This window comes from Spirillospora sp. NPDC052269, from assembly GCF_040679435.1.
Lineage (GTDB): Bacteria > Actinomycetota > Actinomycetes > Streptosporangiales > Streptosporangiaceae > Spirillospora.
In genome coordinates, this window is record NZ_JBFAUU010000014.1 from 117,558 (window position 1) to 139,236 (window position 21,679).

19 protein-coding genes are annotated in these 21,679 nt (G+C 72.5%); 11 read left to right on the forward strand and 8 right to left on the reverse strand.

The annotated features are described in order from the left end of the window. Positions 1-42: 42 nt before the first annotated feature. On the forward strand, positions 43-552 hold the full coding sequence (locus tag AB0L06_RS28690; RefSeq protein ID WP_500234222.1) for an HNH endonuclease: 510 nt from the start codon (positions 43-45) through the stop codon (positions 550-552). A 40-nt stretch (positions 553-592) separates the two neighbouring features. Next, the gene (locus AB0L06_RS28695; protein ID WP_500234223.1) at positions 593-805 is read left to right on the forward strand and encodes an FmdB family zinc ribbon protein; all 213 of its coding nucleotides are present in this window, start codon (positions 593-595) and stop codon (positions 803-805) included. A gap of 64 nt (positions 806-869) precedes the next feature. Here the strand turns inward: AB0L06_RS28695 and AB0L06_RS28700 are convergent, their stop codons facing one another. From AB0L06_RS28700 to AB0L06_RS28710, 3 genes are all read right to left on the reverse strand, one after another. Continuing rightward, positions 870-1,229: a DUF1330 domain-containing protein gene (locus AB0L06_RS28700; RefSeq protein WP_500234224.1), complete on the reverse strand. Its 360-nt coding sequence runs from the start codon at positions 1,227-1,229 to the stop codon at positions 870-872. Between the two features lie 334 nt (positions 1,230-1,563). Next, positions 1,564-3,417 carry a dihydroxy-acid dehydratase gene (ilvD, locus tag AB0L06_RS28705; RefSeq protein ID WP_500234225.1) on the reverse strand — a complete coding sequence of 618 codons (1,854 nt, stop codon included), beginning with the start codon at positions 3,415-3,417 and terminating at the stop codon, positions 1,564-1,566. Between the two features lie 637 nt (positions 3,418-4,054). Next, entirely contained in the window at positions 4,055-4,900 is an 846-nt protein-coding gene (locus tag AB0L06_RS28710) for a nuclease-related domain-containing protein (RefSeq protein WP_500234226.1), read from the reverse strand. 183 nt (positions 4,901-5,083) lie between these two features. Here AB0L06_RS28710 and AB0L06_RS28715 point away from each other — a divergent pair, with 183 nt between their 5' ends. Further along, entirely contained in the window at positions 5,084-6,508 is a 1,425-nt protein-coding gene (locus AB0L06_RS28715) for an amidase (RefSeq protein WP_500234227.1), read from the forward strand. Between the two features lie 123 nt (positions 6,509-6,631). Further along, positions 6,632-8,515, forward strand: coding sequence for a 4-alpha-glucanotransferase (gene malQ, locus AB0L06_RS28720; protein WP_500234228.1), 1,884 nt, complete (start codon positions 6,632-6,634; stop codon positions 8,513-8,515). Positions 8,516-8,530: 15 nt separating this feature from the next. Here malQ and AB0L06_RS28725 read toward each other — a convergent pair whose 3' ends face one another. After that, entirely contained in the window at positions 8,531-9,508 is a 978-nt protein-coding gene (locus tag AB0L06_RS28725; RefSeq protein WP_500234229.1) for a hypothetical protein, read from the reverse strand. Between the two features lie 142 nt (positions 9,509-9,650). Between AB0L06_RS28725 and AB0L06_RS28730 the strand changes: the two genes are divergently transcribed. Beyond that, positions 9,651-10,889 carry a DUF6745 domain-containing protein gene (locus tag AB0L06_RS28730; RefSeq protein WP_500234230.1) on the forward strand — a complete coding sequence of 413 codons (1,239 nt, stop codon included), beginning with the start codon at positions 9,651-9,653 and terminating at the stop codon, positions 10,887-10,889. Between the two features lie 20 nt (positions 10,890-10,909). Continuing rightward, positions 10,910-11,362 (forward strand): DUF8820 family protein, encoded by a 453-nt coding sequence (locus tag AB0L06_RS28735; RefSeq protein WP_500234231.1) that lies wholly within the window; start codon positions 10,910-10,912, stop codon positions 11,360-11,362. A gap of 51 nt (positions 11,363-11,413) precedes the next feature. On the opposite strand, the gene pepN is transcribed toward AB0L06_RS28735, so the two are convergent. Continuing rightward, entirely contained in the window at positions 11,414-13,948 is a 2,535-nt protein-coding gene (gene pepN, locus AB0L06_RS28740) for an aminopeptidase N (protein ID WP_500234232.1), read from the reverse strand. 269 nt (positions 13,949-14,217) lie between these two features. Here pepN and AB0L06_RS28745 point away from each other — a divergent pair, with 269 nt between their 5' ends. Continuing rightward, positions 14,218-14,826, forward strand: coding sequence for a mycothiol-dependent nitroreductase Rv2466c family protein (locus tag AB0L06_RS28745; RefSeq protein WP_500234233.1), 609 nt, complete (start codon positions 14,218-14,220; stop codon positions 14,824-14,826). A 42-nt stretch (positions 14,827-14,868) separates the two neighbouring features. Here the strand turns inward: AB0L06_RS28745 and nicT are convergent, their stop codons facing one another. Next, positions 14,869-15,993, reverse strand: a complete 1,125-nt coding sequence (gene nicT, locus AB0L06_RS28750) for a Nickel transporter NicT (protein ID WP_500234234.1) — start codon at positions 15,991-15,993, stop codon at positions 14,869-14,871. 249 nt (positions 15,994-16,242) lie between these two features. Between nicT and AB0L06_RS28755 the strand changes: the two genes are divergently transcribed. From AB0L06_RS28755 to AB0L06_RS28765, 3 genes are all read left to right on the forward strand, one after another. Beyond that, positions 16,243-17,178: an ATP-binding protein gene (locus AB0L06_RS28755; RefSeq protein WP_500234235.1), complete on the forward strand. Its 936-nt coding sequence runs from the start codon at positions 16,243-16,245 to the stop codon at positions 17,176-17,178. A gap of 85 nt (positions 17,179-17,263) precedes the next feature. Further along, positions 17,264-18,121, forward strand: coding sequence for a hypothetical protein (locus AB0L06_RS28760; protein ID WP_500234236.1), 858 nt, complete (start codon positions 17,264-17,266; stop codon positions 18,119-18,121). A 49-nt stretch (positions 18,122-18,170) separates the two neighbouring features. Further along, positions 18,171-18,647, forward strand: coding sequence for a ribose-5-phosphate isomerase (locus tag AB0L06_RS28765; protein WP_500234237.1), 477 nt, complete (start codon positions 18,171-18,173; stop codon positions 18,645-18,647). A gap of 54 nt (positions 18,648-18,701) precedes the next feature. Here AB0L06_RS28765 and AB0L06_RS28770 read toward each other — a convergent pair whose 3' ends face one another. Both AB0L06_RS28770 and AB0L06_RS28775 read right to left on the reverse strand, forming a co-directional pair. Beyond that, positions 18,702-19,985, reverse strand: a complete 1,284-nt coding sequence (locus tag AB0L06_RS28770; RefSeq protein ID WP_500234238.1) for an AMP-binding protein — start codon at positions 19,983-19,985, stop codon at positions 18,702-18,704. A gap of 186 nt (positions 19,986-20,171) precedes the next feature. Then, positions 20,172-20,363 carry a hypothetical protein gene (locus tag AB0L06_RS28775; RefSeq protein WP_500234239.1) on the reverse strand — a complete coding sequence of 64 codons (192 nt, stop codon included), beginning with the start codon at positions 20,361-20,363 and terminating at the stop codon, positions 20,172-20,174. A 178-nt stretch (positions 20,364-20,541) separates the two neighbouring features. Between AB0L06_RS28775 and AB0L06_RS28780 the strand changes: the two genes are divergently transcribed. Then, the gene (locus AB0L06_RS28780; RefSeq protein WP_500234240.1) at positions 20,542-21,657 is read left to right on the forward strand and encodes a PP2C family protein-serine/threonine phosphatase; all 1,116 of its coding nucleotides are present in this window, start codon (positions 20,542-20,544) and stop codon (positions 21,655-21,657) included. Positions 21,658-21,679: the final 22 nt, after the last annotated feature.

Below are 21,679 nucleotides of genomic sequence, written 5' to 3' on the forward strand. Positions count from 1 at the left end.
TCCCCTGACGACGGCCGCGCTCACCCCGGCGGAGGCCGTCTGATGCGCCAGGTCCTGCTCCTCAACGCGACCTACGAACCCCTCACCACCCTCCCGCTCCGCCGCGCGGTCGTGCTCGTCCTCCGCGACAAGGCCGAGATCGTCCACCACGACGCGTCCGGCGCGGTGCTGCACTCCGCCGCGATGACGGTGGAGGTCCCCTCCGTGATCCGGCTCCGCCGGTACGTGCGGATCCCGTTCCGCACCCGCGTCCCGCTGACCCGCACGGCGCTGATGCGCCGGGACAACCACCGCTGCGTCTACTGCGGCCGCCGCGCCGAGACCATCGACCACGTGCAGCCGCGCAGCCGGGGCGGCAAGCACGTCTGGGAGAACTGCGTCGCGTCCTGCCAGACCTGCAACCACAGCAAGGCGGACCGGCTGCTCGAGGAGCTCGGCTGGACGCTCCCGATCACGCCCGGCGTGCCGCGCGGCGCGCACTGGCGGCTGATCGGCATCGTCAACGACGGCGATCCGCAGTGGGCTCCGTACGTGACCGAACCCGCGGCCTGACCCCTCTGTTCACGTGGGCGTCCCCACGTATCCTGGGGACGTGCCACGGTATGACTATCGCTGCCGCGCGTGCGGCTCGACCTTCGAGGTCTCGCGCCCGATGATCCAGGCGTCCGATCCGGCCCCGTGCCCGGCGGGCCACGACGACACCGTCAAGCTGCTGTCCACCGTCGCGGTGACGGGGCAGGCGTCCGCGCCCGCCCCGCGCGCGGGCGGTGGCGGCGGGTGCTGCGGCGGAGGCTGCTGCTCCTGATTCCTTCTCACCCGAACGCCCGTCCGGACGGCGACGTCCAGGCGGGCGTTCCGCGTTGTCGCGATCACTCGGCGGCCGCGTCGCGCTGTTCGCGCAGCGCGGCGGCGGTCTTGGCGATGTCGTAGCCGGCCTCGACGCCCTCGACGATGAACAGGTCGCCGGGGATGTGGTCGGCGCGCTTCCGCAGGATCTCGGCGTACGGCTCCGACGCGTACCAGGCCTGGGCGGCGGCCGCGTCCGGGAACCTGATGATCACCAGGACGCCGGGGAAGTCGCCCTCCTTGACATCCGGGACGCCCCCGTGGACGAGGAACTCCCCGCCGAACGGGTCCATGGTCGCCTGGATGCGCTCCATGTACTCGAGCGCGTCGTCGTGGATCCGCGGCTGGGGGTCCATGCGGGCGATGGCGAAGGCGGCGGGCATGGCGGGCTCCTCTGATCCTTCCGGGCGCCCGGTGCGTCCGGTTGGTGATCTAACTCTGGCCCGTGAACCCGCATTCCGGCGATGACGTCGGACGTCATGCCGCCGCCTACCTCCGAGGGAAGCCCGGCTCGGCACGCCCGGCGGCCCGAGCCGATCGCCCGCCGGGCGAGCCCTGCCGCCTTCCGCCGGGCGAGCCCTGCCGCCTTCCGGCGGGCGGGACCGCTGCCTCCTGCTGGGTGGCCCTGGCGCCCGAGCCCGTGCGGTCATGCGCCTCGGAGAATGCGAAACGCCCGTCCGGACGGTGTCGTCCGGACGGGCGTTCGGGCGAGACGGGTCAGGGGGCGAGGAGGCTCACGTCGCGGGCCGCGCCGGTGGACGCGGACGTCGCCATAGCCGCGTACGCCTGGAGCGCCGCGCTGACCTTGCGGTCGCGGTCGCGCGGGCGGTAGCCGCCCAGCTCCTCCAGGAGCTCGGCGCGGCGCGCCTCCAGCTCCTCCTCGGGGACGTCCAGCTCGAGCACCCGGTTCGGGATGTCGATGACGATCCGGTCGCCGTCCCGGACGAGCGCGATCACGCCGCCGCCCGCCGCCTCCGGCGAGGCGTGCCCGATGGACAGCCCGGACGTGCCGCCGGAGAACCGGCCGTCGGTGATCAGCGCGCACGCCTTGCCGAGGCCCCGGCCCTTGAGGAAGGACGTCGGGTAGAGCATCTCCTGCATGCCCGGCCCGCCGCGCGGTCCCTCGTACCGGATGACGACGACGTCGCCCGCCTTGATCTTTCCGCCGAGGATGCCCTCGACCGCCGCGTCCTGGGACTCGAAGACGACGGCCGGGCCGGTGAAGGTCCACAGCTCCTCGTCGACGCCCGCGGTCTTGACGATCGCGCCGTCCTCGGCGATGTTGCCGCGCAGGACGGCGAGGCCGCCGTCGGTGGTGTAGGCGTGCTCGACGTCGCGGATGCAGCCCTCGGCGCGGTCGAGGTCCAGGTCGTCCCAGCGCGCGGACTGGCTGAACGCCGAGGTCGAGCGGACGCCGCCGGGCGCGGCGTGGAACATCTCGACCGCCTCGGGCAGCACGTCGGGGGAGCGGACGTCCCACTTGGCGAGGTGCTCGGTCAGCGACGCCGAGTGGACGGAGGTGACGGCCCGGTGCAGCAGCCCGGCCCGGTCGAGCTCGCCGAGCAGCGCCGGGATGCCGCCCGCGCGGTGGCAGTCCTCGACGTGGTACTTGCCGGTCGCGGGCGCCAGCTTGCAGACGCACGGGACGCGCCGGGACAGCTCGTCGATCTCCTTCAGGCCGAAGTCGACGTGCCCCTCGACCGCCGCGGCGAGCAGGTGCAGGATCGTGTTCGTCGATCCGCCCATCGCGATGTCGAGGACCATGGCGTTCTCGAACGCCTCCTTGGTCGCGATGTTCAGCGGCAGGACGGACGCGTCGTCCTCGTCGTAGAAGCGCTTGGCGATGTCCACGACCGTCCGGCCCGCGTCCTCGTACAGGCGGCGGCGCGCGGTGTGCGTGGCGAGGACGGTGCCGTTGCCGGGCAGCGCCAGGCCGATCGCCTCGGTGAGGCAGTTCATCGAGTTGGCGGTGAACATGCCCGAGCAGGACCCGCAGGTCGGGCAGGCGTTCTCCTCCATCTCGGCGAGCGTCGCGTCGCTGACCGACTCGTCCGCCGCCGCGATCATGGGGTCGATCAGGTCGAGCTTGTTGCCGCCGGAGACGCCCTGGACGGGCTTGCCCGCCTCCATCGGCCCGCCGGACACGAACACGGTCGGGATGTTCAGCCGCAGCGCGGCCAGCAGCATCCCCGGCGTGATCTTGTCGCAGTTGGAGACGCAGATGAGGGCGTCCGCGCGGTGGGCCTCGACCATGTACTCGACCGCGTCGGCGATCAGCTCGCGGGACGGGAGCGAGTACAGCATCCCGTCGTGGCCCATGGCGATGCCGTCGTCGACGGCGATCGTGTTGAACTCCCGCGGCACGCCGCCCGCCTCGCGGACGGCCTTGGCGACCACGTCGCCGACCTCGCGCAGGTGGACGTGCCCGGGGACGAACTGGGTGAAGCTGTTGGCCACGGCGATGATCGGCTTGCCGAAGTCCTCGCGCTGTACGCCGCTGGCCCGCATGAGGGCGCGGGCGCCCGCCATGTTCCTGCCGTGGGTGACCGTACGTGACCTGAGCGGTGGCATCGGGACCTTCTCCAACCGTGGACGAGCGTGGACGGCGAGCTGACGGCGAGCGGGGACCTCGTCCGCGGCGGGTGGGGCGGGCGCGGGCCGGGCTCGGGCCGCAGCGGGCGGGTCGCGCGGCGCTGCCGCCGGTCGGCGCGGGGCCGGGTGTGCCCGATCCGTTCGGGTGCGGGGCGGACGTCCCGGACGCGTCGGACGGGCCGCCGCGCGCGGACGCCGGTCCGCGGAACGGGTCGGCCGGCCGGTGTCGTCCGATCGTACCAACGCCCTGCGTGTGCCCGGCATGACGTGCGCCACGCATGAGAAGACGGCATGGCGAGGGCGGCACGGCGAGGGCCCGGGTGGCGCCGCACGGCGAGAGCCCGGGTGGGGCGGCGTGGCGGGGCCCGGTGGGGCGGGTGAGGCGAGGGGCGCGTCCCGGGGCCGGGGAGGGGGCTTTGCAGGACGGCCGGGAGTGGGAAGCGGCACCCCGAGTGGCGGGGTGCCCCTCCGTGGCGGCCGGAGAGCGTGGTCCGGCGGCCGGGGGCTCGTCGTCGAGCCTGGTGGGCGGCCCGGTCCGGCTGGACCGCCCGGGCGGTGCGTAGTGATCGATGGCGGACCAGGCCCGTGGACGGGCCCGTGGATCGGTCCGATCGGATCAGTCGGAGTCGGGATACTTGGGCGGCAGCGAGTCCTCGGCCGCCTGGAAGATGCGCTCCACGTCGGTGACGGTCAGAATGCGCGGCCTGCGGCGCAGGTAGCCCCGCGCCCGGTTCCCCGCGTAGACGTCCACGTCGCGGACCCGCATCACCTTCCAGGGGATGGACGGACCGTAGATCGCCACCGAACCCTGGACCGGCACCTCGAAGCCGACCTGCTCGCTGATGATCTTGCTGGCCAGTCCCGCCTCCCACGCCGTCTCGTCCAGCCGGTCCTTCTTGTTGAAGGGCCCGTGGAAGAGCTTGCGGTGGGAGAGCGTGCGGACCGGCAGCCGCTTGTCCCAGGCCTCGGAGTCGATCGCGTACACCCCGCTCGGGCCGATGACCAGGTGGTCGATCCGCCCGTCGCTGACACCTTCGTCATCGCGGGGGACGGCCCGGGCGTGCAGTACCCGGTATCCGTTCTTCTCCAGGGACTTCAGCTGCCGTTCGGTCCTGCGCTCGACCGCCGACGCCTTCTGCCACGCCTCGACGCTCGACGCGGTGCGGGCGCGGCGGACCACGTCCCCGACCACGACGAGGACCGCCGCGACGATGCCGAGCAGGAGGCTGGACGCGACCGACACCACGATCAGGACCACCAGCGCCGCGACGCCGCGCTGGATCCAGGGCCGGATCATGGGGTCGGCGAGCATCTCGCCGAACGAGCGGGGGCCGGGGGGCCGGTCGGGCGGGCCCTCGGGAGGGCCGTCCGCGACAGGTTCGCCCTCGGGTGGACGTTGTTCTGCGGCCGGGTCGGGCTGGCCGCGGGCCTGCTGGCCGTTGCTCCGTTCCGTGATCGCCATAGGTGACGCTCCGTGTTCCTTTCGCGCCGGAATCATGATCCTCCGAGCGCAGAGTAATCAGTTCGCGGGTCCCCGACCAGACGTGCCGGGTTAATACTTTTGTCGCCGTTTCCGTGCGGTTCGCGGACCCGGCGAGCGGGTACGTTCATTCTCCTCCCGGGCCTGCGGCTAGCGTTCGACTCTGTGACTCATACCCACGACCTCACGGCCGAACAGACCGCCGCCGCCGTCCGTTCCCGAGAAATCTCCCCCGTCGAGCTCACCCGGCACTACCTCGACCGCGCGGAGCGGCTGAACGACCAGGTGGGCGCCTACGTCACGCTCACGCCCGAACTCGCTCTGGAGCAGGCGCGGGCGGCCGAGAAGGCGGTGGCCGCGGCGGACGACCCGGCGGACCTGCCCCCACTCCTCGGAGTCCCGGTCCCGGTGAAGGACCTCAACATGGTGTCCGGCGTCCGGATGACGCTCGGCTCGGCCGCGCACGCCGACCTCACCGGCTTCGCCGACGACACCGTCGTCGTCCGGCTGAGGGAAGCGGGATCTGTCCATCTGGGCAAGACCAACACCCCCGAATTCGGCCTGCCCTGTTATACGGAAAACGACGTGGCGTCCCCGGCGCGGACGCCCTGGGACACCTCCCGCTCGGCGGGCGGCTCGTCCGGCGGGGCCGCCGCGGCGGTCGCGTCCGGTCTCGCCCCGGTCGCGCAGGGCAGCGACGGCGGCGGCTCGATCCGGATCCCGGCGTCCGCGTGCGGCCTGTTCGGGATCAAGCCGAGCCGGGGCCGGATCTCGCACGGCCCGATCGTCCCGGACCTGTTCGGCCTGTCCACCAACGGCCCGATCGCCCGGACCGTCCGGGACGCGGCGCTCCTGCTGGACGTCATGGCGGGCCCGCGACCGGGCGACATGTTCCACGTTCCGTCCGGGGAGGGGACCTTCCTGGCGGCCGCCGAGCGCCCGCCGGGCCGCCTGCGCATCGCCCGCAGCATCGAGGCGGGCGTGCCGGGCGTGGAGATCCACCCGGACGTCCGGGCCGCCTACGACGCGGCGTCCGAGCTGCTGGAGGAGCTGGGCCACGAGGTCGTGGACGTTCCGCTCCTCTGGAACGCCGACCTCATCCCGCATTTCGAGACGCTGTGGGCCGCGATGGCGACGCTGACGCCGGTCGCCCCTGATCGTGAGGAACTGCTCCAGCCCCTTACGCGCTGGCTGCGCGCCCGCGGCGAGGCGACGAGCGCGGCGCAGCTGATGATGGCCCACGCGTCCCTGCAGGGCGCGATGCGGACCGTCCTGCCCGTCCTTTCCGCCTACGACGCCGTCCTGCACCCCACGCTGGCCCAGCCCCCGGCCCCCGTCGGCCACTTCCACGACCAGACCCCCGAGGAGAACTTCGAGCGCCAGAAGCTCTTCACCCCCTTCACCTCCGTCTACAACATCTCCGGCCAGCCCGCCGTGAACGTCCCCCTCCACTGGACGGACGAGGGCCTGCCCATCGGCGTCATGCTCGCCGGACGCCTCGGGGGCGAGTCCACCCTCATCTCCCTGTCCGCCCAGCTCGAGGAGGCACGTCCCTGGGCCCACCGCAAACCGGAGATCTGGCACGCCTGACACTTGCCATGCCCCCGCCCGGCAAGGGCATGGTTAGGGGTGACTGACCGGGATTTGAGGGCTTTGGCCCGCTTTCATAATGTTTCGACGGATTTTGTCGACTGGCGGGGACGGAGCGGAGCGGTGTCCGCCGAGACACTCCGGGCCGTCCTGACGTCGCTCGGAGTGGACGTCTCGACGCCCCGGGCCGTCCGGGACGGGCTGGCGGTGCAGTCCGCTGAACAGCGGAAACTGCCGCCGGTCGTGGTGGCGCGGCCAGGCCGTCCGCCGCTTGCGGACGGCTCGGTCGAGCTGGCGGACGGCCGAGTCCTCGATCTTCCGGCCGACGAGGAGCTGCCGCTCGGCTGGCACCGGCTGACCGTCGGCGGCGAGGAGGCGGCCCTGCTCGTCGCGCCGGAGCGGCTCGGCGCCGCGCCGCGCGCGTGGGGGGTTGCGGCGCAGCTGTACTCCGTCCGGTCGCGGGCGTCCTGGGGGATGGGCGATCTGCGGGACCTCGCCGACCTCGCGGTGTGGGGCGCGCGTCAGGGAGCGGGGTTCGTCCTGGTCAACCCGATGCACGCGTCCCAGCCCGTGCCGCCGGTCGGGCCGTCGCCGTACTCGCCGATGAGCCGGCGCTTCACGAGCCCGCTGTACCTGCGGATCGAGGACGTCCCGGAGTGCGCGGCCCTCCCGCCGGACGAGCGCGACCGTGTGGACCGCCTCAGCGTGCCCCTGAAGGCCCGGAACGCGACCCTGGACGCCCTGGACCGGGACGCGGTCCACGCGGCCAAGATGCGCGCCCTGGAGATCCTGTACGCGGCTTTTGAGGGACATGCCTCGTATGCGGAGTTCAGGCGTAAGGAGGGCGCGCCGCTGACGGCGTTCGCGACGTGGTGCGCGCTGTGCGAGGAGCAGGGACCCGACTGGCGCGCGTGGCCCGCCGAACTGCGCGACGCCGACGGCGGGGCCCTGGCGCGGGCCTCGCGACGGCTCGCCGGCCGGGTGGACTTCCACGCCTGGCTTCAGTGGCGGCTCGAGGGGCAGATGGGCGCGGCCCAGACCGCCGCGCGCGAGGCCGGGATGACGGTCGGGATCGTCCACGACCTGGCGGTCGGCGTCGACCCGGCCAGCGCGGACGCGTGGATGTACCGGACATTGTTCGCGCCCGGCATGAGCGTCGGCGCCCCGCCGGACGAGTTCAACCAGCTCGGCCAGGACTGGGTCCAGCCTCCCTGGCACCCCGGACGTCTCGCCGAGGCCGCCTACCTGCCGTTCCGCAGCATGGTCGCGGCGGCGCTCCGGCGCGGAGGCGGGCTCCGGCTCGACCACGCGATGCAGGTCTCGCGGCTGTGGTGGATCCCGGACGGCGCGTCCCCGGCGGACGGCACGTACGTCTCCTACGACCGGGACGCGATGCTGTCCGCGCTGACCTGGGAGGCCGCCCGCGCCGGCGGCGTGATCGTCGCCGAGGACCTCGGCACGGTCGAACCCGGCCTCCGCGAGGACCTCGCCGCGCGCGGCCTGTACGCGACGTCCCTGCTCTGGTTCGAACGCGACGACCAGGGGCGTCCGAAGCGGCCGGAGGCGTGGCGCGAGGCGTCCCTGGCGACGGTCGGCACGCACGACATGCCGCCGATCACCGGGATGCTGCACGGCGACCACCTCACGCTGCGCGACCGGCTCGGCCTGCTCACCCGCCCGCTGGCGGACGAGGTCGCCGAGCACCGCCGCGCCCTGGCCGGATGGCTCGACCTCCTCGCCGCCGAGGGCCTGCTGGCCTCGTCCCCGGCGGCGATCCTCGCGGCGCTCGACTCCGGCTCGTCCGAGCACGACGCCGAGGTCGTCCAGGCCATGCACGGTTTCCTGCGCCGCACCCCGGCCCGCCTGGCCGGGTTCTCGCTCGCCGACCTCGTGGGGGAGCGCCGCACGCAGAACCAGCCCGGCACGATCGACGAGTACCCGAACTGGCGGGTTCCGCTCGCGGACGCGTCGGGCCGTCCCGTCCTCCTGGACGACCTGCCCGCCTAGGCGCCTCCTCGCCGCTCAGGCGAGGGCGACGAGGAGACGGCGCGAGACCTCGTTCAGCAGGTCGTCGGGGACGAGCTCGGTGGCGCCGAACGCCGAGAACAGGCCGGGCATACCGGGCAGCGGGTAGTCGTCCTGCTCGTCGTTCTTCAGCGCCTCCTCACCGAGCGGCTGGTGCCGAAGCGACGCCCGGGCCCGCGCCCACGCCGTCTGCACCTCCTCCGGCGACGGCACGCCGAAGCCGTGCCCGACCGGCGCGGCGTGCCGCAGCCGCACCAGGGCGCTGTCGGCGAAGTCCGCGGCGAGGCGGCAGCGGTCGACCAGGTCGCGCCGGGTGTCCTCGTCCATGCGGGTCATCACGCTGCAGGGCGTCCGGCAGCGCGCCGCGCAGTCGCCGAGCGCCCGCGCGACCTGGCTGTGCTGCCGGTCCAGGTAGGCGCGCCAGCCCGGTCCGGGCTCGTGCGCGACCCGCAGCGTCCGCTCGCACGCGGACCGCTCCGGGCGGGTGTGGTCGCAGTTGCGCTCCGAACCCGGCTCGACCGGCACCCCGAAGCGGCTGCCCGGCCCGGTCACCGACCGTCCGATCAGGGCCGGGTCGCCGGCGTGCCCGAGCACCGGCTCCCACGCCAGCATCGGCGCGTACTCGCTCGCGATGTGGACGGCCGCGACCAGCGGCGCCATCTCCCGCCGCCGCCACCGGATCTCGATGACCTCCAGCAGCAGCCGGTACGCCGGACGCAGGCTCGCCAGCGCTCCGCGCGGCCGCTCCTTGGCCGTCTGCGGCATCCGGCTCGCGCGCGCTCGGTCGAGCAGGTCCTTCGGGACCTCCCCGGCCTCCTCCGGCATCCCGAAGTCCTCGGCGTCCAGGTCGAGCACCCTCTGCCCGAACGCGCACAGCGGCGCGACCGGCCCCCGGCCTCCCGTCGTCAAGGCCTCCAGATCTCCGAAGGCCTGCCGCTTCGCCAACACCCTGAGCACGTCCCGCGCGGTCTCCACCCCGTCACTCTGCCACGCGATTTCCCCGCCCGGTCCCGCCCGTCCGTGGAAAACCTCCGCCACCGCGGGCCCTTGCCCTCCCGCGGCCGCCGTGTCACCATCGGCTCGTGATCAACCGAAGGGGGCTTGACGCCCCGGTGCGATGACGCACCCCACGCCGCGCACGCGCGGCGACCAGAGAACCGCGGCGGACGCCAGACTGGACGCACTCGACAACGTGCGCCAGGCGATCCGGATCCGCGACGAATGGATCGAACAGGGCCTCTGCGCCCTCCCCGCGGACCGTCCGGCCGCCGAAGCGGCCATCTCCGAGCTGTACGCACGCGTCCGCAGACCCACGCCCCGCTTCGTCTGGGTGCCGTCCCCGGCCGCTGTCCGTGACGCTGGCGCCTCCGTGCGGCAGATGCCCCCGCCCCGCTACGACGAGCTGCCGCGCCAGCGCGACGATTGGCCCGCGGCCAGCCTCATCTCGGCCCTGAACGCGCGGCTGAGCCTCCGCATGGGCGAGGCGCTGAGACTGCAGCACCAGCGCTTGAGCCGTTTCCTCTCCGACCCCTGGCGGAGGGAGGCGCCGGAGCAGGCCGTCCGGCAGGGCACGGACGTCCGGCTGGTCGTCTCCGAAGCGGTGATCCCCGCGCTGGCCCGGACCGTCCGGGACTCGCTGCTCTTCCCGCTCCGCGACGTCCTGGGATCGGAGGCCGGCGACCCGTTCGGGTACGCCTGCTACGGCCAGCACAGCGCCCACCAGGTCGGCGAGTACGACATCTGGCGTCGCAGCGGGCTGCTGCGCCTCCGCCCGGAGGAGGTGGAGCAGCTCGAGGTGTGGATGGCGCTCGCGCGGTCCTGCGGCTGGTGGTGGCCGGGCGACGACGTGTGCGTGGTGTCGGAGCGTCCCGTGGACGTCCGCTCCGAACCCGCGCCCGACGGCGGACGGCGTCTCCACAGCCTCGACGGCCCGGCCGTCCGCTACGCCGACGGGTGGGGATTCCACGCGGTGAACGGCACCCGCGTCCCGGAATGGGTCGTCACCGACCCGACCCCCGGGCGCATCGCCGCCGAACTCAACATCGAGGTCCGCCGCTGCGCCATCGAACGCATGGGCTGGGACGCCTACATCGAGGCCGCCGGCCTCCGGCTCCTCAGCACCGCCCCGGACCCCGGCAACCCCGCCTCCGAGTTGTGCCTGTTCGACCTGCCGAGCCACACGTGGGGCAGCCCCGCGCGGCTGCTCGTCGCCGTCAACGGATCCCTCGAACGCGACGGCACCCGCCGCCGGTACGGCCTGACCGTCCCGGCCGACCTCCCCGACCCGCTCGCGGCCGCCGCCTGGACCTACGGCCTCGACTCCGACCAGTACGCCCGGCTCCAGCGCCGGACCTGAGACCTCCCAAGGTGATGCCCATGACCCTCACCCTGTCCGACCTCACACGGCAGAGCGGCCTGGACGTCCTCGACCACCTCGAGATGGACGTCGCGATCCCCGTCCTCGACGGCCTCCAGGCCCAGGGCGACCTGCTCATCGTCCCGCTCGAAGATCTGGCCGGCGCCGTGACCGTCCTGGAGTGGGCGCGCTGGCGCCCGGTCCCGCCGGACGGCGTGGAGGTGCTCCGCGGCGGCGCCGGCGGCAACCCGCACACCCTCGTCGCCGAGCCGCACACGTGCCGCTGGACCGAGGACGTCCGCGACCGCACCGGCCTCGCCCTCGGCGTACTCTGGGCGGACCAGCCCGTCCACCTGATGCACCCCGAGCACGGCGCCTCCGGCATCGCCTCCGGCGCCTACGCCATCCGCCGCCAACGCGAAGGCCGAGGCATGACGTCCGGCTCCGTCCAGCGCACATACGTCTACGACTGACCGCACAAAAAGGCCGCCCGGCGGGTGCCGGGCGGCCTTTTTGTGGGTGCGTTAGGAGGCGGTGGCGTCCTTGGCGCGGGCGTTGAGGGCGCGGGTGATGCCGTCGCGGCCCTCGGAGAGGAGGCGGACGAGGGCGGACGGGGGGTTCTCGTCCGCGATGTACGCCTCGGTGCGGTCGACGGTGGACTGGTCGATCACGAGGAAGGGGTAGCCGACCTCGGCGAACGTCTGGGACGTGTCGCTCGACCACTCCTTCCAGACGCGGCCGACCTCGGCGAAGTACCTGTCCACGTACGGGACGAGCAGCTCGGTCTGGTCGGGGTCGACGAAGCCGCCGATGGTGGCGCGGAAGACGGCGTTCGGCAGCGTGCCGGAGACGATCTTGTCCCAGGCGGCGGCCTTGGCCTCGGCGGTCGGGATGGCGGCGGCGCCGGCGGCGGCGTGGCGCTCGCCCGCGGCCGTCGGGTCGCGCTTCAGCTCGGCGTCGAGCTCGGCCTGGCCCGCCTCGCCGGTGACGACCAGGCGGCGCAGGAGGGTCCAGCGCAGCTCGGTGTCGACGGTGAGGCCGTCGAGGACCTGCGTGCCGTCCAGGAGGCCCTTGACGTACGCCAGGTGCTCGGCCGAGGACGCGACCGCGGTGAACGCCTGGACGTAGGCGAGCTGGAAGTCCGAGCCGGGCGCGGCCTCGCGGGCGAGGTCGTGCAGGGCGTCGGCCATCAGGCGCAGGCCCTCGGGACGCCACGCCGGGTCCGCGTACTGCTGGACGGCCGTGCGCGCCTGCCGCAGCAGGGTCTGGGTGACCATGATGTCGGTGACGCCGCGGATCCCGGACAGGACGAGCCGGACGTAGTCGCGGGTGGCCATCTCGGCGTCGCGGGTCATGTCCCACGCGGCCGACCAGCACAGCGCGCGGGGCAGGCTCTCCCGGATGTCGCCGATCCCGTCGACGAGGGTCTGCAGCGAGTGGTCGTCGAGCCGGACCTTGGTGTAGGTCAGGTCGTCGTCGTTCACCAGGACCAGGTCCGGGCGCTTCTCGCCGACGAGCTCGGGGACCTCGGTGCGCGCGCCGACGACGTCCAGCTCGACCCGGCGGCGGCGGACGATGCCGTCCGGCGTCCGGTCGTAGAGGCCGATCGCCAGGCGGTGCGAGCGCAGCGTCGGGTAGTCGGCCTTGGCCTCCTGCAATACGGCGAACGAGGTGAAGTTGCCGTCCGCGTCCAGCTCGTACGCCGGACGCATCGTGTTGACGCCCGCGGTCTCGAGCCACTCCTTCGACCAGGACGTCAGCTCACGGCCGGACGTCTGCTCCAGCGGGCCGAGCAGGTCGGTCAGGACGGTGTTGCCCCACGCGTGCCGGTCGAAGTAGTGCCGGACGCCCTCGAGGAAGTTGTCCCGCCCGACGTAGGCCACCAGCTGCTTCAGGACGCTCGCGCCCTTGGCGTAGGTGATGCCGTCGAAGTTGACCTCGACGGCCCGGATGTCGGGGATGTCGGCCGAGATCGGGTGCGTGGACGGCAGCTGGTCCTGCCGGTACGCCCACGCCTTCTCCAGGTTCGCGAACGTCGTCCAGGCGCCCTTCCACTTGGTCGCCTCGGACTGGCACAGGACGCTCATGAACGTCGCGAACGACTCGTTCAGCCACAGGTCGTCCCACCAGCGCATGGTGACCAGGTCGCCGAACCACATGTGCGCCATCTCGTGCAGGATCGTCTCGGCGCGGCGCTCGTAGGCGGCGTCGGTGACCCGCGACCGGAAGACGTAGTCCTCCAGGAAGGTGACGCAGCCCGCGTTCTCCATCGCGCCCGCGTTGAACTCCGGCACGAACAGCTGGTCGTACTTGCTGAACGGGTACGGGCGGCCGAAGACCTCCTCGAAGAACGCGAAGCCCTGGCGGGTCACGTCCACGATCGCGTCGGCGTCCAGGTGCTCGGCCAGCGACGCGCGGCAGAACACGCCGAGCGGGATGACCGAGCCGTCCGCGCGCCGGTACTCGTCCTGGACGACGTGGTACGGCCCGGCGACGAGCGCGGTGATGTAGGTGGAGATGCGCGGCGTCTTCGGGAAGTGCCGGACCTTGCCCGCGACCTTGTCGGGGGCCTCGTTGGACACGACCTGCCAGTCCTCGGGGGCGGTGATCGTGAACTCGTGGGTGGCCTTGAGGTCCGGCTGGTCGAAGCAGGTGAACATCCGGTGCGCGTCGGCCGTCTCGAACTGCGTGTACAGGTAGACCGACCCGTCGACCGGGTCGACGAAGCGGTGCAGGCCCTCGCCGGAGTTGGAGTACGTCGCGTCCGCCGCGATCCGCAGCTCGTTGTCGGCGGCGAGGTCGGGCAGCGGGAAGCGGCCCTTCTCGGCGTCGTAGGACGCCGGGTCGAGCGCCCGGCCGTTCAGCGTCACCTCGTGCACGACCCCGCCGTGCAGGTCGACGAAGGTCGAGGCGCCCGGCTCGGCGCAGCCGAACCGGATCACGGTGGTCGAGCCGAACCGCTCGGCGCCGGCCGTCAGGTCGAGCTCCACCTCGTACGACTCGACGGTGAGCAGCCGCGCCCGTTCCCGCGCCTCGTCGCGCGTGAGGTTGCCTGCCACGTGTACTCCCTGGTGGTCAAAGAACGTCGTCAAAGAACCCTGTCCACCCCATGTCTACCAATGCCCGGGGCCCTGCGGCGTCGGCGGCGCCGCCCAAGGTTCGCCAGGGGCGCCTTGTTCGCCGAGAGCGGGACGAAATGTGGCGGTGGGAGGTCGCGCGGACACCGCCCGTACGCTGGTCACGGCGCCGCGGCGGGGCCGTCCGCGGGGAATGCGGATGGACGGGCCGGGGTTGCCGATGACGAGCTTTCGCCTGCCCCTGAGGAGGGATGACGATGTCCCAGCGCGTGGACTTCTGGTTCGACCCGCTGTGCCCGTGGGCGTGGATCACGTCGCGGTGGATCCACGAGGTGGCGGAGCACCGCGACCTGGACGTCCGCTGGCACGTGATGAGCCTGTCGGTCCTGAACGAGGACAAGGACGTCCCGCAGCAGTACAAGGACATGATCGACCGCGGCTGGGGCCCGGTGCGGATCGCGATCGCCGCCGAGGAGAGGTACGGCTCGGAGGCGGTCGGACGGCTCTACACCGAGCTCGGCACGCGCCGGCACAACGAGGGCCGCGAGTGGAGCCCGGAGCTGTTCCGCGAGGCGCTGGCCGCCGCGGGCCTGGACCCGGAGCTGGCCTCGGCCGCCGAGGACGCCTCGCTCGACCCGGCCGTCCGCGCGTCCCACAAGGACGGCATCGACCGCGTCGGCCAGGAGGTCGGCACCCCGGTCATCGAGATCGACGGGCACGCGTTCTTCGGCCCGGTCGTCACGCCGATCCCGCGCGGCGAGCAGGCGCTGACGCTCTTCGACGGCGTCCTCGCGGTCGCGTCCGTGGACGGCTTCTACGAGCTCAAGCGCACCCGCACCCGCGACCCGATCTTCGACTGATCCGCGGCGCGCGGACGGAGGCCGGGCTCGGGGGCGGCCCGGTCAGGCGCCGGTTCGCGCGGGCTCACCGTCGGCTTCGGCGAGCCCCGCGGACCAGCGCTCCTCCACCCGGCCGAGCTTCCAGTAGAGCAGCGCGCCCGCCCACAGGACGAGCAGCAGGCCGGTGACGACGAACCCGGCGATGTTGAGGTCGAGGCGTCCGATCCAGTCCCAGAAGCCGCCGGTGAGCCCGGCCCGGTCCTGGAGGACCTGGAGCAGCTCGGTGCCGCCGATGACGAACGCGAACACGACCGAGACGCCGGTCAGCGTGATGTTGTAGAAGACCTTGCGGACGGGGTTGGAGAACGCCCAGCCGTAGGCGAAGTTCATGAACGTGCCGTCGATGGTGTCCCAGAGCGACATGCCGGCGGCGAAGATGATCGGCAGGCACAGCGCCGCGTACCAGGGGAGTCCGGCGCCCGCCGCCGCGCTTCCGGCGAGCGCGAGCAGCGCGATCTCCGAGGCGGTGTCGAAGCCGAGCCCGAACAGGAAGCCCAGCGGGTACATCTGCCACGGCTTGGTGATGAGCCGGGTGAACCGGCCGAGGATCCGGTTCATGAAGCCGCGGTTGTTGAGCTGGTCCTCCAGCGCGGCCTCGTCGTACTCGCCGGCCTTCATCCTCCGGAACACCTTGATGATGCCGACGAGGATGACCAGGTTGATGGTCGCGATGGCGGCCAGGAAGGTGCCGGAGACCGTCGGGCCGATCGTCCCGGTGATCTGGTGCAGGCCGGAGTTCTCGTCGGAGATGCCGTTGGCGAGCGCCTTCACGCCGAGTCCGAGCAGGACGCACGAGACGAACACGACCGAGGAGTGCCCGAGCGAGAACCAGAAGCCGATGGACACCGGGCGCTTGCCCTCGTTCATCATCTTCCGGGTGGTGTTGTCGATCGCGGCGAGGTGGTCGGCGTCGAACGCGTGCCGCATGCCGAGCGTGTAGGCGGTCAGGCCGACGCCGATGCCGAACAGCTTGCCGTCCCCGAGCCGGTAGTGACCGGGCAGCACCAGCAGGAGCAGGATCCCCCACCCGACGACGTGCAGCGCGAGGATGAAGGCGGCCATTCCGCCGAGCCGTCCCCACTCGCCCGCGCCGAGTGAGCGCCGCACCCCGACGCCGCTCTCACTCATCCGGTCCGCCTTTCTCGCATGGTCACCGCTGTGGCCAAATCTACGCAGTTGCAAGAGATTTGCAATACCTCGGACCGTGACATTCACCCGGGATTCGGGCATCCGCTTGCGCGGGAGCGGCGGGTGTGAGCGGCGTCCTGCGGGGTGCCCGGGGATTCTCCTTGCCTCTTGATCGCCACTGGACCAGACTCGGCCCTCCGCAAGTGGCAACGGTTTTCATATCCGTTTCGGGGGCATCGGGGGCATTTCGTGAAGGTAGCGCTCGTCGGCAAGGGGGGAAGCGGCAAGACCACCCTGGCCGCACTGTTCGTCCGGCACCTCACCGAGCGGGCCCTGCCCGTGGTCGCGGTGGACGCCGACATCAACCAGCACCTCGGGGTCGCGCTCGGCCTGGACGCGGAGGTGGCCGCCAAGATCCCGGCGCTCGGCGACCGCCTTCCGGAGGTCAGGACGCATCTGCGCGGCCGGAACTGGCGGATCCCCTCGCCGTCGGCGATGGTCCGGACCACCCCGCCCGGCTCCGGCTCGCGGCTGCTGTCCCTCGCCGGGGACGACCCGGTGCACGCCCTCGGGGAGGAGGTGGACGGCGCGACCCTGCTGGTCGCCGGCGGGTTCAACGACGACGACCTCGGCGTCTCCTGCTACCACTCCAAGACCGGCGCGGTCGAGCTCTACCTCAACCACCTCGTGGACGGGCCGGGCGAGTACGCCGTCGTCGACATGACGGCGGGCGCCGACGCGTTCGGGTCCGGCCTGTTCACCCGGTTCGACCTGATGTTCCTGGTCGCCGAGCCCACCCGCAAGGGCGTCGCCGTCTACCGGCAGTTCAAGGCGTTCGCCGACGACCACGACGTCGCCGTCACCGTCGTCGGCAACAAGATCCAGGGGGACGGCGACATCGCCTTCCTGCGCGAGGAGGTCGGCGACGACCTGCTCACCTGGGTCGGGCAGTCCGCCGCCGTCCGCGCCCTGGAGCAGGGCCGGTACGGCGTGGACCTGGAGTCGGCGAACGAGGCCGCGCTCGACTGGATGCTCGCCGCCGTCGACGCCCGCCGCAAGGACTGGCCCCGGTACCACCGGCAGGCCGTCGAGTTCCATCGCCGGTACGCCCGGAGCCTGCCCGACACCGCGGCCGCCGAGTCCCTGGAGCGGCAGGTCGACCGGGACTTCCGCTACCCGGCCTGAACCCGTTCGACGTGGCCTGAACCGGCCCGTTCCGCACGCCCGGAAAGGGCTGCTGTGCCGGAGTGGTCAGAGTTACAGTGCGCGCATGACCGTCCGGCGGATGCTCGTCGTGACGGTCGGCGCCCTGGTGCCGACCGTCCTGTACGTCCTGGTCTTCGGGAACCAATGGGTCGTCGACGCGACCTTGAGGGACGAGTCGCTCCACAACGTGGACATGGGCGGCTTCCGTCACCTGATCACGGTCGGCCAGAACCCGGCCTGGCGCTTCACCGACGGGATCGGCGACAGGCGCGGCCTGAGCGACAAGGCGGGCGAGATGATCTTCGGTCAGGATCTCTCGACGTTCCTCCTCCTGCTCGTCCTGGCCGCCCTGGTCTTCGGCGGCGCCCGGGCCCTCAGCACGGAAAGCGGTCCGTTCGCGGCTCTCCCCCTCGGTTGGTGGGCCACCGTGATGGCCTCGGGCCTGGCCGGCCTGGTCCGCGGCCTCTTCTACAGCAACACCAGCGGCATCTACACCAGCACGGGCGGGTTGCCGCTGTTCAACAACTTGGTCTGGCGGGAAGTCGCCAACGGCACCGAGTTCGGTTTCTGGTTCGGTTGGGTGGCGGGGGTGGGCGCGCTCCTCGGCGTCGTCTTCCTCCGTGCCAATCAGAAGCGTCCGCAACCGGCCATGGGGCAGGGGCCCGCCATGGGGCCGGGGCCCGCCATGGGGCCGGGGCCCGCCGCTGCGCAGCCACCTGTCGCCGGCCAGCCGCCCGCCCGGTATCCGCAGGCGCCGCCTGCCGCCGCTCCGTACGCTCCGCCCGGATTCCCGCAGTGGGCGCCCAACGTCCCGCCGCCCGCTCCGCCCGCGCCGATGCCGCAGCCCGCTCCGGCTCCCTCGCCCACGCCGACGGCCCCGGCCGAGGGGGAGGACGAGGGGTCACCGGGTCCGCCGGCGTAAATCCCTCACCGCCGTCTCAAGATCGTTCACGACCTGCGAGAATCGGCGCATGCGCGTGTTTCTTGGAAGCGACCATGCCGGGTACGAGCTGAAGGAGCACCTGGTCGACTGGCTGAAGAACAACGGCCACGAGCCCGTCGACTGCGGTGCGTTCGTCTACGACGCGGTGGACGACTACCCGCCGTTCGTGCTGCGTGCCGCCGAGCGGACCGTCGCCGACCCCGGCTCCCTGGGCATCGTCATCGGCGGCTCGGGCAACGGCGAGGCCATCGCCGCGAACAAGATCAAGGGAGCCCGCGCGGCCCTGGTCTTCAGCGACGACACCGCCCGCCTGGCCCGCGAGCACAACGACGCCAACATCATCAGCCTCGGCGCGCGGCAGTACAGCGTCGAGGACGCCACGCGCTTCGTCGAACTGTTCCTGGGCACTCCGTACTCCAAGGAGCCGCGCCACACCCGCCGCATCACGATGCTGAGCGAGTTCGAGAACACGGGCGAGCTTCCGCCCCTCCCGCCCGAGTCCTGATCCGACACCAGATTCGTCACGGGCTGATGGGCTGAGGCGGGCCGGGAGGCCCCCTCAGCCCATCGGTGTTTCCACGGTGGCGCGGCCGAGGTGGCGCAGGCGCCCCTCCACGTCGCGTTCGACCAGGTCACCGGTGCCGTACCAGCCGTCGCCGTCGTCGGCGCACCACACCTGCTCGCGCGTCCGCAGGTCGATGACGCGGCGGCACAGTCCCGGCGACCGGACCTCCAGGCGGCCGAGGTCGGCGGCCCTGGGGTTCCGCTCGGGACGCAGGCGGACCTGGACGCCCTCGACCGGACGGCCGAGCGTCTCCTCGGCGATGTCCAGCGCGGGCGAGGACGCCGTGAGCATGCCGGTCTCGGTGGTGCCGAAGCCGTTGACCAGGTGCGGGGCCAGCGTTGTGCGCAGTCGCGCGGCGAGCCGCGGGGGAAGCCGGTCGCCCACGCTGACGACCTGCTGAAGGCCCGGTAGGCGGTCCTGGCGGCGCGTCCGGGCGGTGACCAGGTCGTCCAGGACGGACGGTGTGGACACCACGCATCCCACCCGCTGGTCGGCGAGCAGGTCGAGCCAGCCCTGGAGGTCGTCGTCGTCGCGGAAGACCGAGGGCCGTCCGGTCATCAGGGGCGCGAGCGTGGTGAACATCAGGCCCACGGTGTCGGTCAGGTCCGCGATCGCGGCCGTCGCCGTGTCGGACGGGACCAGTCGCATCGCCACGCGCAGGGCGGCGTACCGGGTGTTGAAGGTGTGCGCCACCGCCTTCGGACGTCCTGCCCTGCCGGACGTGAAGGCCAGCTGGCACACCTTGTCCGCGTGGATGGGCGACAGCGGCTCGACGGGCCTGGTCTGGACGGCGGCCTCGGCGACCAGCTCGTCCAGGGCGACGGGCTTGCCGACGGGGGCGCCGTTCTCGAGCCGGTCGGGAAGCCTCCCGTCCGTGCCCACCAGCAGCGCCGGTGATATCGCGCCGAGGGCGAGGTCGCGCTGCTCGCGTCCGAGCCGCGGAGGGAGCGCGGCCGCCACCGCTCCGGCGCGTCCGCACGCCAGCCAGAGCGCGGCGGTCTCCCAGATGTTCGGGAGCTGGAAGGCCACCACCTCCCCGCGGCCGACCCGCCGGGCCCGCAGGGCGGCCGCGAGGCGCTCCACCCACTCCGCCAGCTGCGCGAAGGTGACTGTGACCGTTTCGCCTCGCCGATGGTTCACGTACGCGGGAGCGTCCGGAGTATCGTCCGCGCGGGCCGCCAGGTCGTCCGCGAACACCTCTTGCCGCCACCAGCCCGCCGCGTGGTGGTCGTCCCGGGAAAGGGCCGGATCCGGTTCGGGCGACGTCTGCGGCTTCATGTTGATGCGAACTCCTCTGATGCGTGACGATCAACGAACCGACCGTCTGTTGCTTATAATAGTTGAGCGACCACGCTGAGTATCCGTTTCGTTGCAGGCGACGGCGTGTACGCGCACGTCAGGAAGGGCGGGCGGCGCGAGGTGGACGACCTGGTCGAGGCCCGTGTCGCGGGCCGGGCCGAGGGGTCAGAGGGGCGGGCGGGCGCCTCGTTTCTCCAAGCGGCGGCGTTCGTTCTTGGCGGCGCGGGACTGGCGCGGCGGGTCGGCGGGGGCGTTGGCGGGGGTGGCCGGGGGCTGGACGCCCTCCGGGACGGGGCGGGAGACGTCGCGGGCGCGCATGGCGGCGTCCACGGTGATGCGCATGCTCGGCTGGGACATCGCGGCTCCTGATGTCGGGCGTTCACCCATTGGACACCTGCGGGCGGGGGGCGCCGCAAGGGGTGGACGGTCCGATGATCGCGTTTCGGTGATCCTGCGTCGCCCGGACGTCGCGATCGGTCATGGCGGGCGCGGATGTCGGGCCCTTCGTGCCGATGCTCGGTACAGTGCCAACGTCATGCTTCAACGTCTGGTGCACCTGCTTCCGCCGCGAGTACGCGCGTTCCTGCGAAGGATCCCCGTGCTCGTGGCGCTTTACAGGTGGCTGCGGCGGGGGACCCAGTCGCGCGACCGCTACCTCTTCGCGGGCCTCGCCCTGTTCGCCATCGTCCTCGGCTTCGGCGCGGTCGAGTCGCAGCGCTGGTCGCCGTCCGGCGCGCTCGTGCTGACGCTGCTCGGCGGCGGACTGCTCCTCCGGGTGCGCAGCCTGGCCGTCCTGCTCGGGGTCGTCGCCGTGATGGTCGGCTACGACGCGTGGAACGCGCCGAACCAGACCGGGCCCGGGATCGTCGCGACGCTCGCGGTGACGGCCGTCCTCGCGGTGACGCTGGCGCGGACGCGGCAGCAGCTCGGCGTCATGGGGCTGCGCGGCGACTCGATGCTGCTGGAGCTGCGCGACCGGCTGCGCAGTCAGGGGCAGATGCCCAAGCTGCCGGACGGCTGGGACTCGCAGGTCGTCATGCTCCAGGCGGGCGGGTCGTCCTTCGGCGGCGACTTCGTGGTGTCGGCGCTGCACGACGGCGTGCTCGAGGTCGCGCTCGTGGACGTGTCGGGCAAGGGGACGGACGCGGGCACGCGGGCGCTGATGCTGTCCGGCGCGTTCGGCGGGCTGCTGGGGTCGGTCCCGACGGAGCGGTTCCTGCCCGCGTGCAACACCTACCTGCACCGGCAGCAGTGGGACGAGGGGTTCGTCACCGCCGTCCACGTGGTGCTCGACCTGGCGACGGGCGAGTACACCGTCGAGTCGGCCGGGCATCCGCCGGCCGTGCAGTTCGACGCGAGCAGTGGAAAATGGCAGGTCAGCCCGGCGAAGGGCGTCGTCCTCGGGGTGATCCCCGACCTCGCGGCCCTGCCGGAGCGCGGGAAGCTCGGCGCCGGGGACGCGCTGCTCCTCTACACCGACGGCCTTGTCGAGGCGCCCGGAAGCGACTTGGACGCCGGAATCGACCGGCTGCTGGGCGAGGCGGAGCGGCTCGTCCCGAACGGGTTCCGCAAGGGCGCGCGCGAGCTGGTCGAGCTGATGTCCGCCGAGCGGGACGACGACTGCGCGCTGCTCCTCATCTGGCGAACCTGACGCCGGTCCCGCGAGTTCGGCG

Coding starts and splice junctions, on each gene's coding strand:
- AB0L06_RS28690 (WP_500234222.1), top strand. CDS start 43: ATGCGCCAGGTCCTGCTCCTCAACGCGACCTACGAACCCCTCACCACC.
- AB0L06_RS28700 (WP_500234224.1), bottom strand. CDS start 1,229: ATGCCCGCCGCCTTCGCCATCGCCCGCATGGACCCCCAGCCGCGGATC.
- ilvD (WP_500234225.1), bottom strand. CDS start 3,417: ATGCCACCGCTCAGGTCACGTACGGTCACCCACGGCAGGAACATGGCG.
- AB0L06_RS28710 (WP_500234226.1), bottom strand. CDS start 4,900: ATGGCGATCACGGAACGGAGCAACGGCCAGCAGGCCCGCGGCCAGCCC.
- AB0L06_RS28730 (WP_500234230.1), top strand. CDS start 9,651: ATGACGCACCCCACGCCGCGCACGCGCGGCGACCAGAGAACCGCGGCG.
- AB0L06_RS28735 (WP_500234231.1), top strand. CDS start 10,910: ATGACCCTCACCCTGTCCGACCTCACACGGCAGAGCGGCCTGGACGTC.
- AB0L06_RS28745 (WP_500234233.1), top strand. CDS start 14,218: ATGACGATGTCCCAGCGCGTGGACTTCTGGTTCGACCCGCTGTGCCCG.
- nicT (WP_500234234.1), bottom strand. CDS start 15,993: ATGAGTGAGAGCGGCGTCGGGGTGCGGCGCTCACTCGGCGCGGGCGAG.
- AB0L06_RS28760 (WP_500234236.1), top strand. CDS start 17,264: ATGACCGTCCGGCGGATGCTCGTCGTGACGGTCGGCGCCCTGGTGCCG.
- AB0L06_RS28765 (WP_500234237.1), top strand. CDS start 18,171: ATGCGCGTGTTTCTTGGAAGCGACCATGCCGGGTACGAGCTGAAGGAG.
- AB0L06_RS28770 (WP_500234238.1), bottom strand. CDS start 19,985: ATGAAGCCGCAGACGTCGCCCGAACCGGATCCGGCCCTTTCCCGGGAC.
- AB0L06_RS28775 (WP_500234239.1), bottom strand. CDS start 20,363: ATGTCCCAGCCGAGCATGCGCATCACCGTGGACGCCGCCATGCGCGCC.
- AB0L06_RS28780 (WP_500234240.1), top strand. CDS start 20,542: ATGCTTCAACGTCTGGTGCACCTGCTTCCGCCGCGAGTACGCGCGTTC.